Raw genomic sequence first — 12,741 nt, 5'->3', positions numbered from 1 at the left:
AATCTCGCAGCCACTACATGTTCGGCCCCTGGCGGTAGTCTGCCGACATGAACCTGAACTTGTCCGCAGACGAAGTCCTGACCACCACGCGATCGGTCCGCAAGCGCCTCGATCTCGACAAGCCGGTTCCCCGCGAAGTGCTGATGGAGTGTCTGGAGATCGCCCTGCAGGCGCCCACCGGATCCAACGCCCAGGGCTGGCAGTGGATGTTCATCACCGACCCGGTCAAGAAGCAGGCGATCGCCGACATCTACCGCGCCAACGCCCTGCCTTACCTGGACCGCATCAAACCCGACTACGGCGAGGGTGATGTGCGCAGCGAGCGGATGGGACTCATCAGCGAATCTGCCCGGTACCTGGCCGAGAATCTGCAGGACGTGCCGGTGCTGATGATCCCGTGCCTGGAGGGCAAGCCCGAGAACGGGTCGCTGGGGTTGAGCGCCTCATTCTGGGCGTCGCTGTTCCCGGCCGCGTGGAGCTACTGCCTGGCGCTGCGCAACCGCGGACTCGGCTCCTGCTGGACCACCCTGCACCTGCTCGGCGACGGCGAGCAGCAGGCCGCCGAGATCCTCGGCATCCCGTACGAGGGCTACAGCCAGGGCGGGTTGTTCCCGATCGCCTACACCAAGGGCACCGACTTCAAACCGGCCAAGCGGCTGCCGGCCGAGCAGGTGGCGCACTTCGACACCTGGTGACTCCCGGCTTCACATGCCGCCGGTGAACCCGTGCTGGCGCCACGCCTCATAGACCGCGACCGCGGCGGCGTTCGACAGGTTCAGCGAGCGCCGCCCGGCCAGCATCGGGATGCGCAGCCGCGCGGTGATGCGGGGGTCGGCCAGCGTCGCCTCGTCCAGCCCGGTGGGCTCGGGGCCGAACATCAACACGTCGCCGGGGGAGTAGCGCACGTCGGTGTAGGGCGTGTGGGCTCCCGCGGTGAACGCGAACACCCGGGCCGGCCCCAGCGCCTCCCACGCTGCCGGCAGCGAGGGGTGAACCCGCACCCAGGCCAGGTCGTGATAGTCCAAACCGGCCCGCCGCAGCTTCGGCTCGGACAGGTCGAAACCCATGGGTTCCACCAGATGAAGTTCGGCACCGGTCGCCGCCACCATCCGGATCGCGTTGCCGGTGTTGGGCGGAATGCGGGGCGAATAGAACAGCACCCGGATCATGGCGTTGATCATGACAGCCCGTCGGAGTGTTTGCTCGACCGGACTCGGGCAAGACACGCGCAGGTCTCGGCCGGTGTTCTGTTCAGTAAAAATTCTGGTCATGCCTACGGCTGACTGTCATACTCGTCGGCATTGCTATGCCGTGAATCACACCGCAACACGTTGGGCGGGTGCGATGTCCGGAGAGTCCGATGAATGAGGCGCAGACGGTGAATCTCAGCCGCGCGGCCGGCGAACTGGCCGCCGACCGGTGACACTCTTTGACCACCCGGACGGGGTGGGCCAGACCCAGGAGGAATCAGCCGAGGGCGCTCACACGCCGGAGGCCGCGGCGGTCAGACGCCCGTCGCGGTGGTCGGTGCGCAACTGGCCGGTGCGGTGGAAGGTGTTCGCCATCGCGCTGCTGCCGCTGGCCCTGGCCGGGCTGTTCGGCGGGTTGCGGGTCTCTGACGCGCTCGCCGAGTCCAGCGGGCTCCGGCTGGTCGCCGACCGTGCCCAGATGATCCCCGCCATCACCAATTACATGTCGGCGCTGGGCGAGGCGCTGGTGGCCGCCTCCTCCGACGGGGACACCGAGGGGGCCCGGAAGAACTTCGAGAACCGAAAGTACGAGCTCGGCTCGCGACTGGCGCACACCGACGTGGCAACCGATGTGCGGTCCGGGGTCCAGACGCTCATCGAGCGCGGCCAGGCATTGCTGAGTCAGGTGTCGACCACCGGTATCGGGCTGCGCGACGAGGTGACCGGTTACGCGCCGATCCTGCTGACCGCCGAGGACACCATCAACGGGTCGGTGCGCGTGGACAGCGAGCGCATCCGGGCCCAGACCGCGGCGCTGAGCCGTGCCGTGGGAGCGCGCGGCCAGATGATGCTGCAGGAACTGCTGCTCAACCGGGGTGGCGAGCTTCCCGACCCAGAGCTGCGCAGCTCGATGATGACGCTGGCCGGCACCGAGCCGTCAACCCTGTTCGGCATGACCGAGGTGCTCGGCGTGGACTCCCCGGACGCCAAGTCGCTGCAGCAGCAGCTGGTGACCCGGTTGTCGATCATGTCCGACCCCGAGCAGGTGCTGCCCAACAACCCGGTGCTGCGCGACTCGATCCGCACCACCGACCAGATCGCTGCCCGGCTGATCAGCGAGAACACCGTGGCGGTGACCTCGGCGGTGCAGGATCGGGCCGCCGACCGGCGCGCCGCCGCCATGCGTGACATCGTGCTGGTGCTGGCCGCGATCGCCGCCACGCTGCTGGCGGTGTGGCTGGGGGCCCGCTCGCTGGTGCGCCCGCTGCGCACCTTGCGCGACAGCGCGCTCAAGGTCGCCCACTCCGACCTCGAGCAGGAGATCGCCCGGCTGCGGGCCGGTGAGTCCGGCCCGGAGCGCGACCCCGACCCGCTGCCCGTCTACACCACCGAGGAAGTGGGGCAGGTCGCCCATGCCGTCGACGAACTACACGCCCAGGCGCTGCTGCTGGCCGGCGACGAGGCGCGGCTGCGGCGCCTGGTCAACGAGATGTTCGAGACGATGTCGCGCCGCAACCGGTCGCTGGTGGACCAGCAGTTGGCCCTGATCGACCGGCTGGAGCGCAACGAGGACGACCCGGACCGGCTCGAGAGCCTGTTCCGCCTCGACCATCTGGCCGCCCGGATGCGGCGCAACGGCGCGAACCTGATGGTGCTCGCCGGTGCGCGGGCGCCGCACGAACGGGGCCGGCCGGTGGCGCTGGCGACCCTGATCAGCGCGGCCGCCTCGGAGGTGGAGGGCTACGAGCGGGTGCAGACGGTGCTGGTGCCCGACGCCACCGTGATCGGCGCCGCCGCGGCCGACTGCGTGCACCTGCTGGCCGAGCTGATCGACAACGCGCTGCGGTACTCCGCGCCCACGGAGCCGGTGCGGGTGGTCGCCGGTTTCGAGAACGACGGCGGGGTGGTGGTCGAGGTGGTCGACGCCGGATTGGGGATGACCGACGCCGACCTGCGGATGGCCAACATGCGCCTGGCGGCCGGCGGTGAGTTCAGCCCGGAGAACGCCCGCCACATGGGCCTGTTCGTGATCTCCCGCCTGGCGGCCCGGCACCAGATCGAGGTCCGGTTGTTCCCGGCGTCGCAGGGGGCCCGCGGCATCACCGCCGAGGTGTACCTGCCTTCGCACCTGCTGACCACCCGGCCCGTCGAGGCGCCGCCCGCGCAGCCGGCGCCGGGCGCACCGCAGCACCGCTTCGCCGAGCCGCCACCGCCTATGCCCACACCGGAGCCCGAGCCGGACGAGCACGGTGCGCAGGTCGCGGTTGCCGAACCCGGCCCGTCGTTGTTGCCGCAGCGCACTCCGGGGTCCAGCGGTATCACCGCGGGTCCCGCGCAGCCACCGCCGGCCGCCGCACCGCAGGCGCGCCCTGAGCCGCCGCAAACCTGGTGGGAGCCCGACGAGGAGGCCGCCGCGGAAGCGCCCGAGCCGCAGCGCCCACCGGAACCGGCCGGCGAGAGGTTCGCTCCCGCCGACACGTCGGGCTTTTTCGCGGCCCGGGCCAAGGCCGGCGGAACCGCCCCAGAATCCGATTCGATCTATCAGCGGATGCTCGCCGAGTCCGCGGGCATCGACCCGAACGAGCCCGGGCTGCGCGCCGACCTGGACTGGCAGACGGTGTGGGACCACGGCTGGTCGGTGGCGGCCGATGCGGAGAACGTGCCGGTCACTGCCCGCACCGAACACGGCCTTCCGGTCCGGGAGCCCGGTGCCCGGCTGGTTCCCGGCTCGGCCACGGCAGACGAGCCGCCGACGGCCACCACCGGCACCCCTGCCCCGGCACCCGATCCCGGTGATCCCGAACAGCCGGTAACATCCAACGGCACGCCCGCCGCACCCGCTCACGAGCCACCGGAACGCGATCCCGCGGCGATCCGCGCTTCGATCAACAGCCACTTCGGCGGGGTCCGGGCCGCTCGATCGCACGTCCGGGACCACGGCCCCGGCACCGACCAGGGACAGAACCAGCGATGACTTTCCCCACCGACCCCACCGGACACCGCCGAAGCGCCGACGCCTCCCTGGATTGGCTGGTGTCGAACTTCGCCCGCGAGGTCCCCGGGGTGTCGCACGCGGTGCTGGTGTCCGTCGACGGCCTGACCGTCGCGGCCAGCGAGCACCTGCCCACCGAGCGGGCCGACCAGTTGGCCGCCGTCGCGTCCGGCCTGGCCAGCCTGGCAACCGGTGCATCCCAGCTGTTCGAGGGCGGCCGGGTGTTGCAGTCGGTGGTGGAGATGGAGCACGGCTACCTGCTGCTGATGCGGGTCGGGGACGGCTCGCACCTGGCGACGCTGGCCAGTACATCCAGTGACATCGGGCAGATCGGCTATGAGATGGCGATCCTGGTGGAACGAGTCGGAGCAGTGGTCCAGTCGTCGCGCCGTGTGGCCCCGTCGCGGGGAGCCCCCGCGGGAGGTGCCGGTGAATGATGACGGACAGCCCCGCGGGGTGGGCGCGCCGGGACGCGCCGCAGCCCGAACCTGAGGCCAACTTGGTGCGTCCCTACACGCTGACCGCCGGCAGAACCCACACCGACGTTCCCTTGCCGCTGGAAGCCCCGGTGCAGGCACTGCCGACGGCCCAGCCCCATCAATGGCCGCTCAGCGATCCCCGTGGGCGGATCGTCGAACTGTGTCAGGCGGCTCCGTCGGTCGCCGAGATCTCCGCTCGGCTGAACCTGCCCCTGGGGGTGGCCCGCGTCCTGGTGGGGGACCTGGTCACGTCGGGATACCTTCGGGTGCGTGCCACACTGACCGAGTCATCCACCCGCGACGAACGCCGAGACCTGATAGGAAGGACGCTTCGTGGCCTACGAGCCCTCGGATAGGCCCCCAGGGAGGCGCTCGGACGGGCCGGCAGCCCCGAAAGGCGCGGCCTCGACGAAGATCGTCATCGCGGGCGGATTCGGAGTCGGCAAGACCACGTTCGTCGGCACGGTCTCAGAGATCATGCCGCTGCGCACGGAGGCGCTGGTCACCGACGCCTCGCTCGGTGTCGACGGCCTGGAGGCCACGCCGGACAAGCGGACCACCACCGTGGCGATGGATTTCGGCCGCATCACGCTCGCCGACGACCTGGTGCTGTACCTGTTCGGTACACCCGGCCAGCGCCGATTCTGGTTCATGTGGGACGACTTGGTCCGCGGCGCGATCGGCGCCATCATTCTGGTGGACTGCCGCCGGCTGGAAGACAGCTTCGCCGCCGTCGACTTCTTCGAGCACCGCAAGCTGCCTTTTCTGATCGCGGTCAACGAGTTCGACGGCGCGCCGCGTTACCCGGCCGCCGCGGTGCGCCAGGCTTTGGCGCTGCCCGACGCCATCCCGGTGATCAGCGTGGACGCGCGCGACCCCCGGTCGGCCCGCGACGCCCTCATCGCGATCAGCGAATACGCGTTGTCGACGCTGGCGCCGCAGGCTTCAGCTCGGCCCTGACTCAGCGCTTGAGCCGGATCTTCCACCACACCCCGGTGGTGTAGAGCACCGACAGCAGACAGATCATGGCCATGTCCTTGAGCCAGGTGCCCGTGGTGTGGTTCCACAACTGGTCCTTGGGCACCTGCGGGACATTGACCACCGTGTTCAGGTCGACCGTCGAAGCGCCCGCGGCATAACCCCAGCGCGCCGGGGTCAGCCAGGACAACTGGTCGAGCCCCATCCGGCCGCCGACCGGGATCATGCCGCTGGACAGCACCAGCTGCGACATGATCGACACCACCAGCATCGGCATGATCTGCTCGTTGGACTGCGCGAACGACGACAGCAGCAGGCCGAGCAGCGCCGAAGCCACGCAGGTCCCGGCGACCGTCAGGAACAGCTCGAAGTTCGCGCTGCCGAGCAGCAGCGCGCCCTGGGTCGGCCCGCCCTTGCCCAGCACCACGATGGTGGTCGCGATGGCGGCCTGCACCGTGGCGAAGGCGCAGAACACCGCGACCTTGGCCAGGAGGTAGGCGGTGGTCGACAGGCCCACCGCCTGTTCTCGCTTGAAGATGGGCCGTTCGCCGATCAGATCTCGGATGGTCAGCGCGGTGCCCATGAACACCGCGCCGATGTTGAGCAGCACCATGACATAGCGCGGCTCGGTGGGCGCGTCGGGTCCGGGCATCCCCAGTCCGTGGCTGCCTTCCACAGTCAGCGACAGCAAGCCGACGATGAACGGCAGCAGCGCCAGGAAGACCGAGTAGCCGCGATCGGAGATCACCAGCCGAATCTGGCGGCGCGCGATGGTCGACAGCTGTTTGAGCACGTTGGTGGCTGGTGGGCTGCCCAGATCACTGGGGGGCGTGGCCGGGTCCGGGGCGGCGCGCCGATTGCCTTCGCGCTCCAGGAAGCGTCGGTTGGCTTCGTCGGGGTCGGCGCCGACGTTGGCGAAGATGTCGGCCCAGTTGCGGGTGCCCAGCGCGCTTTCCACCTGGTCGGGGGGACCGATGAACGCGGTCTTGCCGCCGGGTGCCATCAGCAGGATCTGGTCGCACACATCGAGGTAGGAGGTCGAGTGGGTGACCACCAGCACCACCCGGCCCGCGTCGGCCAGGGACCGCAGCATCAGCATCACCTGGCGGTCCAGGGCGGGGTCCAGGCCCGATGTCGGTTCGTCAAGGAGCAGCAGCGAGGGGCCGGTCAGCAGCTCCAGAGCCACCGACGCCCGCTTGCGCTGACCGCCGGAGAGCTTGTCCACCCTGGTGTCGGCGTGCTTGGTGAGCTCGAGTTCTTCGAGCACCCGCGCCACGGCCTGGTCGCGGTCGGCCTGGCTGCTGTCGGGCGGCAGCCGAAGCTCGGCGGCGTAGCCCAACGCCTGGTTGACGGTCAACTGGCGGTGCACCACGTCGTCCTGGGGCACCATCCCGATCCGGCTGCGCAGCGATGCGTACTCGGTGTGGATGTTGTGGCCCTCGAAGGTGATCGACCCCTTGCTGGGGCGCGTGTAGCCGGCGATCAACCGGGCCAGCGTCGTCTTGCCCGCCCCCGAGCCGCCGATGATCGCGGTCAGGGTGCCCGGCCGGGCGGTCAGCGACACGTCGTTGATCAGGCGCTTGCCGCCTTCGACGTCGAAGCACAGATCGCGGGCCTCCAGGCCGCCGGCGCGCCCGGCGGCTTCGGTGCGCCGCTGCAGGGTGCCGCCGGTGAACTCCAGGTCGACGTTGCCGATGGTGACGATGTCGCCCTCGGTCAGGATCGCCGAGCCGATCCGGACGCTGTTGACGAATGTTCCGTTGATGCTGCGGCTGTCCCGGATCTCGGTGCCCAGCGGGGTGGGAACCAGCATGGCGTGGTGCCGGGAGGCCAGCACGTCGGAGATCACGATGTCGTTGTCGGTGGCACGGCCGATGGTCAGCGCCCCGGCCGGCGCGTTCGGCGCCGCGGCCGACGACGGGCGCAGGATGTCGACCATCCGGGTGGCGAGGTTGCCCGCATCCGGGGGAGTCGACGACACCGGTGCCATCCGGGTGGCCGGCTGGTGCGGCCCGAACGGCTCTGCCGGTGGCGCCGGGGGCGCGGGGGGCACATAGCCGGGGCGCAGTGCGGCGTCTGCGCCCGGGCCCGGCGGAGCGGGCTGGTAGGCCGGTGGCCGTGGCGGTGCCGGCGGTGGTGGGTACGGTGCCGGGCCGGTCGGCGGCCGGTAGGGCGGTGGCTGAACATGCCCGGCCGAGCGCGGCTCGGCGTAGGGCGCGTGCTCGGCCGGCACGGGCCGGTTCGGTACCGGCGCCGGCCGGCCCGGGCGCGCGATGCCCGGCTGCGGAACCTGAAGGGAGACGGTCTGCGGAGGCCGGCCGGCGTGGCCTTGGTGCCGGCCTATTTCGAAGGACAGCCGGGGCCCGTCCGGGTTGCCCAGGTTGACGGCCTGTCCGTCGCGGATGTCGACGACCGGCACCCGCTGCCCGTTGACGTAGATGCCGTTCAATGAGCCGTTGTCGATCCCGAGCCACCTGCCCTGTTCGAAGCGCAGCAGCAGGTGCGCTCGCGAGACCAGCGGATGGGGGATACGGACGTCTGCCCGCAGGTCACGCCCGATGACCACGTCGTGGCCAGCGGAGAACGTGCCTTGCGACCCGTCGTAGCGGACGGTCAGCACCGGCGGGGCTGGGTGACTCATCGAGTCAACTCTAGCGAGTTGCGTCCGGTGCGCCGGTAATGACGCATTGCGTGCGCCGGTAGATCGTCGGCATGCACCGGTTGCAGTGGATGCAGTCCGACTTCGTCGACGGCTCGGCGGCGATCCGGTTGACCAGGTCCGGCTCGGCCAGCAGCGCCCGGGCCATCGCGACGAAGTCGAAGCCTTCGGCCATGGCCTGATCCATCGTGGCGCGGTTGGTGATGCCGCCCAGCAGGATCAGCGGCATCGACAGTTCGGCGCGGAACAGTCGGGCGTGGTCCAGCAGGTAGGCGTCGGTATAGGGGTAGTAGCGCAGGAACTTCTTGCCGGTCAGTCGCATGCCCCAGCTCAACGGCGGTGGAAAGACCTTGGCGAACTCCTTCACTGGGGCGTCGCCGTGGAACAGGTACATCGGATTGACCAGCGAGCTGCCGGCGGTCAGCTCCAACGCGTCCAGACCGCCGTCGTCCTGCAGCCACTTCGCGGTGGTCAGCGCCTCGTCGAGGCTGATCCCTCCGCGGACCCCGTCGGTCATGTTCAGCTTGGCCGTCACCGCGATCTGGCCGCCGACCGCGCGATGTACCGCGGCCACGATGCCACGGGCGACCTTGGCCCGGTTGGCCAGCGATCCGCCGAACTCGTCGGAGCGGCGGTTGATCAGCGGGCTGAGAAACGAACTCGCCAGGTAGTTGTGGCCGAGATGGATTTCGACGGCGTCGAACCCGGCGTCGAGGGCGTAGCGGGCGGCGTCGGCGTGCTGGGCGATCACCTCGTCGATGTCGTCGCGGGTGGCCTTCTTGGCGAAGCGCATGCCGATCGGGTTGAAGAACCGCACCGGGGCCAGGGCGCGCGCGCCGTTGGAGCGGGCGTCGGCGACCGGGCCGGCGTGGCCGATCTGAGCACTGGCCAGGGCACCTTCGGCGTGCACGGCGTCGGTGAGCCGCCGCAGCCCGGCGATGGCCTCGGGGCGCATCCACAGCCCGTCGTTGGAGGTGCGCCCGCCGCGGGAGACCGCGCAGTAGGCCACCGTCGTCATGCCCACCCCGCCGGCGGCCGGCAGCCGGTGGTATTCGACGAGGTCATCGGAGACCAGCGCATCAGGCGTGCGGTTTTCGAACGTCGCCGCCTTGATGACCCGGTTGCGCAGGGTGAGCGGACCGAGTTTGGCGGGACTGAAGACGTCGGGAGCAGCCATAGCGGGAGCCTACAAGTGGCCCGCCGGTGTTGTCGGCACTGGCGGTGCCGAACACGCGGGGCGGGTGCATACGACGAGCCGCAAGCCGGCGGTGCCGTGCCACAATGTGCGGCGTGGGTGCGATCACGTTGGACGGCAAGGCCACGCGCGACGAGATTTTCGTCGACCTTCAGGCACGGGTGGCGGCGCTGTCCGCCGCCGGGCGCACGCCCGGGCTCGGCACCATCCTGGTGGGCGACGACCCCGGCTCGCAGGCCTACGTGCGCGGCAAGCACGCCGACTGCGCCAAGGTCGGCATCAACTCGATACGGCGCGATCTGCCGGCCGATGCCAGTCCGGCCCAGCTGAACGACACCATCGACGAGCTCAACGCCAACGACGAGTGCACCGGCTACATCGTGCAGCTGCCGCTGCCCAAGCATCTGGACGAGAACGCCGCACTCGAGCGGGTCGACCCGGCCAAGGACGCCGACGGGCTGCACCCGACCAACCTGGGCCGGCTCGTGCTCGGCACTCCGGCGGCGCTGCCGTGCACGCCGCGCGGGATCGTGCACCTGCTGCGCCGTTACGAGGTGCCCATAGCCGGCGCCCACGTGGTGGTGATCGGACGCGGCGTGACGGTGGGGCGCCCGCTGGGGCTGTTGCTGACCCGCCGGTCGGAGAACGCCACCGTGACGCTGTGCCACACCGGAACTCGCGATCTGCCGGCGCTGACCCGCCAGGCCGACATCATCGTCGCCGCGGTCGGCGTGCCGCACATGCTGACCGCCGACATGGTGCGACCGGGTGCGGCCGTCGTCGATGTCGGGGTGTCGCGCACCGAGGCCGGCCTGGTCGGTGACGTGCACCCCGACGTGTGGGAGGTCGCCGGTCACGTGTCGCCCAACCCCGGCGGGGTGGGGCCGCTGACCCGGGCGTTCCTGCTGACCAACGTCGTGGAACGGGTCGAGAGCACGCGATGAGGTTCGCAGCTGTCCGCAGGGTGATCGCCGCGCAGTGGCCGATCCTGCTGGTCGGTCTGATCTTCACCGCGGCGTTCGTGCTGGCCGGGGCGAATTTCTGGCGGCGCGGCGCGCTGCTGATCGGAATCGGGACCGGGGTGGCGGCCGTGTTGCGACTGGTCCTGTCCGAGGACCGGGCAGGTCTGCTGGTGCTGCGCGACCGGGGCCTGGACTTCGCCACTATGACGACGGCGGCGACGGTGATGCTCTATGTGGCCGCGACGATCGACCCGCTCGGAACCAGCTAACCCTAATTTACTGGCCCGACAATTGTTGTCGCCGGGCGTGATTCGGACACCGCCACGCTCAATTTGAGTGCCGGTGCCGGGTTTGACTGTTTCATCGCCGGGGAATCCGTGTCCCGGTCGTCCGGTATCGGTCGGCCGTGTCGGCGAGGGTGCCGGGGCCCGCGATCACGGCGCAACGACATCCCGCCCAGACCCGACGCCCGCACCCAGCGGAGGAAAAAATATGAGCGATGTCGAACTGGCCCCGGATGTCGACCACATCCGGTCGCACTATGACCGTTCCAACGAATTCTTTCGGCTCTGGCTGGATCCGACCATGACCTACAGCTGCGCATATTTCGAGCGCGACGATATGACGCTGGAACAAGCTCAGATGGCCAAGGTGGACCTGGCGCTGGGCAAGTTGGGCCTGCGGCCCGGGATGACCCTGCTCGACATCGGGTCCGGGTGGGGCTCCACCATGCGGCGGGCCGTCGAAAAGTACGACGTCAACGTCATCGGGCTGACCCTGAGCGAAAACCAGGTGGCGTATTGCGAGCAGAAATTCGCCGAAATGGACAGCCCGCGCTCCAAACAGGTGCGGCTGCAGGGATGGGAGGAATTCGACGAACCGGTGGATCGCATCGTGTCGCTGGGAGCTTTCGAGCATTTCGCCGACGGAGTGGGCACCTATGAGCGCTACGACGACTTCTTCACCATGTGCCACCGCGTGCTGCCCGACGACGGTGTGATGCTGCTGCACTCGATCGTGGTGCCCACCGCCGAAGAAGGGGAGCGGCGCGGGCTGAAGAAGACGATGTCGCTGCTGCGCTTCATCCATTTCATCCTGACCGAGATCTACCCCGGCGGGCGACTGCCGCAGATATCGACGGTGGACGAGCACGCGACCCGCTGCGGCTTCTCGATCACCCGCCACCACATGATCGGTTCGAACTATGTGCGCACCCTTGACACCTGGGCCAAAGCGCTCGAAGCGCACAAAGACCAAGCCGTCGAGCTCAAAGGCGAACAGACCTACGAGACATTCCTGAAGTACCTGACGGGTTGCCGGGAGTTGTTCCGCGACGGCTACACCGACGTATGCCAGTTCACGATGGAAAAGACAGCGGCATAAGAGATCTTTCGAAGGCGAGGAGGGGGCAGATGGTCGATCTCAGGCCGTACTACGAAGAATCCCAAGCGGCATACGACATCTCCGATGACTTCTTCTCGTTGTTCCTCGACCCGACGATGGCCTACACCTGCGCCTACTTCGAGCGCGACGACATGACCCTCGAGGAAGCGCAGAACGCCAAGTACGACTTGGCGTTACGCAAACTCGACCTCGAGCCGGGGATGACGGTGCTGGACATCGGCTGCGGGTGGGGGGCAGGTCTGGTGCGGGCGGTGACGCAATTCGACGTCAACGTCATCGGTATCACGCTCAGTCGCAGTCACTGCGCGTGCAGCGCTGCCAAGCTGGCATCGCTGCAGACCGAACGCCGTGCCGAGGCCCGACTGCAGGGTTGGGAGGAGTTCGACGAGAAGGTCGACCGGATCTTCACCATCGAAGCGTTCGATGCGTTCAAAAAGGAGCGTTACCCGGCGTTCTTCGAACGTGCCCGCAAGATTCTGCCCGACGACGGCCGGATGTTGCTCCACAGCATATTCACCTACCCCCAAACCCATTGGCGCGAGCACGGCATCAAAGTGACGATGAGCGATCTGCACTTCTTTCGCTTCCTGGGCCGGGAGATCTTTCCCGGCGGACAGATGGCCGGCCTCAACGACATCTACGAGTACTCCCGGGACGCCGGCTTCCGTTTGGCGGACGAGTTCTTGATGCCGGATCACTACGTGCGGACCTTGGACATCTGGGCGGACAATCTGCGAGGCCAGCGCGACCGCGCCATCGCCATCCAGTCCGAAGAGGTCTACGAGCGCTATCTGCGCTACCTGACCGGTTGCGCCGACCTCTTTCGCAGGGGCATCAGCAACGTCGGTCAGTTCCTCTTGACCAAGTAGCCGTGCGGAAGCG

At 69.0% G+C, this 12,741-nt stretch carries 12 protein-coding genes; 9 read left to right on the top strand and 3 right to left on the bottom strand.

Translation table 11 applies throughout. The features are described from left to right. The first annotated feature begins 47 nt into the window (after window positions 1-47). A complete protein-coding gene (locus LI92_RS04340) occupies window positions 48-695 on the top strand; it encodes a nitroreductase family protein (RefSeq protein ID WP_046316322.1) in 648 nt (215 codons plus the stop codon). A 9-nt stretch (window positions 696-704) separates the two neighbouring features. Here LI92_RS04340 and LI92_RS04335 read toward each other — a convergent pair whose 3' ends face one another. Continuing rightward, on the bottom strand, window positions 705-1,169 hold the full coding sequence (locus LI92_RS04335; protein ID WP_046316350.1) for a tRNA (cytidine(34)-2'-O)-methyltransferase: 465 nt from the start codon (window positions 1,167-1,169) through the stop codon (window positions 705-707). 250 nt (window positions 1,170-1,419) lie between these two features. Between LI92_RS04335 and LI92_RS04330 the strand changes: the two genes are divergently transcribed. Genes LI92_RS04330 through LI92_RS04315 form a run of 4 tightly spaced genes read left to right on the top strand, consistent with a single transcriptional unit; the run spans window position 1,420 to window position 5,621 of the window. After that, window positions 1,420-4,164: an ATP-binding protein gene (locus LI92_RS04330; protein ID WP_046316320.1), complete on the top strand. Its 2,745-nt coding sequence runs from the start codon at window positions 1,420-1,422 to the stop codon at window positions 4,162-4,164. Then, window positions 4,161-4,619 (top strand): roadblock/LC7 domain-containing protein, encoded by a 459-nt coding sequence (locus LI92_RS04325; protein WP_046316318.1) that lies wholly within the window; start codon window positions 4,161-4,163, stop codon window positions 4,617-4,619. Before LI92_RS04330 ends, LI92_RS04325 begins: the two co-directional genes overlap by 4 nt. Beyond that, entirely contained in the window at window positions 4,619-5,017 is a 399-nt protein-coding gene (locus LI92_RS04320) for a DUF742 domain-containing protein (RefSeq protein ID WP_046316316.1), read from the top strand. The genes LI92_RS04325 and LI92_RS04320 overlap by 1 nt, the downstream gene beginning before the upstream one ends. 58 nt (window positions 5,018-5,075) lie before the next feature. Next, a complete protein-coding gene (locus LI92_RS04315) occupies window positions 5,076-5,621 on the top strand; it encodes a GTP-binding protein (RefSeq protein WP_046316348.1) in 546 nt (181 codons plus the stop codon). Window position 5,622: 1 nt separating this feature from the next. Here the strand turns inward: LI92_RS04315 and LI92_RS04310 are convergent, their stop codons facing one another. Continuing rightward, window positions 5,623-8,280, bottom strand: coding sequence for an ATP-binding cassette domain-containing protein (locus tag LI92_RS04310; protein ID WP_046316314.1), 2,658 nt, complete (start codon window positions 8,278-8,280; stop codon window positions 5,623-5,625). A 10-nt stretch (window positions 8,281-8,290) separates the two neighbouring features. Next, a complete protein-coding gene (locus tag LI92_RS04305; protein ID WP_046316312.1) occupies window positions 8,291-9,475 on the bottom strand; it encodes an NADH:flavin oxidoreductase in 1,185 nt (394 codons plus the stop codon). 113 nt (window positions 9,476-9,588) lie between these two features. On the opposite strand from LI92_RS04305, the gene LI92_RS04300 reads away from it, so the two are divergent. The 4 genes from LI92_RS04300 (at window position 9,589) to LI92_RS04285 (ending at window position 12,728) form a co-directional block, all read left to right on the top strand. After that, the gene (locus LI92_RS04300; protein ID WP_046316346.1) at window positions 9,589-10,437 is read left to right on the top strand and encodes a bifunctional methylenetetrahydrofolate dehydrogenase/methenyltetrahydrofolate cyclohydrolase; all 849 of its coding nucleotides are present in this window, start codon (window positions 9,589-9,591) and stop codon (window positions 10,435-10,437) included. Then, window positions 10,434-10,724 carry a DUF3017 domain-containing protein gene (locus tag LI92_RS04295; RefSeq protein ID WP_046316310.1) on the top strand — a complete coding sequence of 97 codons (291 nt, stop codon included), beginning with the start codon at window positions 10,434-10,436 and terminating at the stop codon, window positions 10,722-10,724. The genes LI92_RS04300 and LI92_RS04295 overlap by 4 nt, the downstream gene beginning before the upstream one ends. Window positions 10,725-10,947: 223 nt before the next feature. Further along, a complete protein-coding gene (locus tag LI92_RS04290) occupies window positions 10,948-11,838 on the top strand; it encodes a cyclopropane mycolic acid synthase family methyltransferase (protein ID WP_046316308.1) in 891 nt (296 codons plus the stop codon). Window positions 11,839-11,867: 29 nt separating this feature from the next. Next, window positions 11,868-12,728, top strand: a complete 861-nt coding sequence (locus LI92_RS04285) for a cyclopropane mycolic acid synthase family methyltransferase (protein ID WP_046316306.1) — start codon at window positions 11,868-11,870, stop codon at window positions 12,726-12,728. Window positions 12,729-12,741: the final 13 nt, after the last annotated feature.

The organism is Mycobacterium sp. UM_Kg1, from assembly GCF_000972925.1.
GTDB classification, from domain to species: Bacteria; Actinomycetota; Actinomycetes; order Mycobacteriales; family Mycobacteriaceae; genus Mycobacterium; species Mycobacterium hiberniae.
The sequence above is the reverse complement of the archived record's forward strand: the minus strand, read 5'-3'. Positions and strand labels throughout refer to the sequence as shown.

Bases quoted from the DNA above. Each gene is read 5' to 3' on its own strand.
- LI92_RS04290 (WP_046316308.1), top strand. From the start codon at position 10,948: ATGAGCGATGTCGAACTGGCCCCGGATGTCGACCACATCCGGTCGCAC.
- LI92_RS04295 (WP_046316310.1), top strand. From the start codon at position 10,434: ATGAGGTTCGCAGCTGTCCGCAGGGTGATCGCCGCGCAGTGGCCGATC.
- LI92_RS04285 (WP_046316306.1), top strand. From the start codon at position 11,868: ATGGTCGATCTCAGGCCGTACTACGAAGAATCCCAAGCGGCATACGAC.
- LI92_RS04340 (WP_046316322.1), top strand. From the start codon at position 48: ATGAACCTGAACTTGTCCGCAGACGAAGTCCTGACCACCACGCGATCG.
- LI92_RS04305 (WP_046316312.1), bottom strand. From the start codon at position 9,475: ATGGCTGCTCCCGACGTCTTCAGTCCCGCCAAACTCGGTCCGCTCACC.
- LI92_RS04310 (WP_046316314.1), bottom strand. From the start codon at position 8,280: ATGAGTCACCCAGCCCCGCCGGTGCTGACCGTCCGCTACGACGGGTCG.
- LI92_RS04325 (WP_046316318.1), top strand. From the start codon at position 4,161: ATGACTTTCCCCACCGACCCCACCGGACACCGCCGAAGCGCCGACGCC.
- LI92_RS04335 (WP_046316350.1), bottom strand. From the start codon at position 1,169: ATGATCCGGGTGCTGTTCTATTCGCCCCGCATTCCGCCCAACACCGGC.
- LI92_RS04320 (WP_046316316.1), top strand. From the start codon at position 4,619: ATGACGGACAGCCCCGCGGGGTGGGCGCGCCGGGACGCGCCGCAGCCC.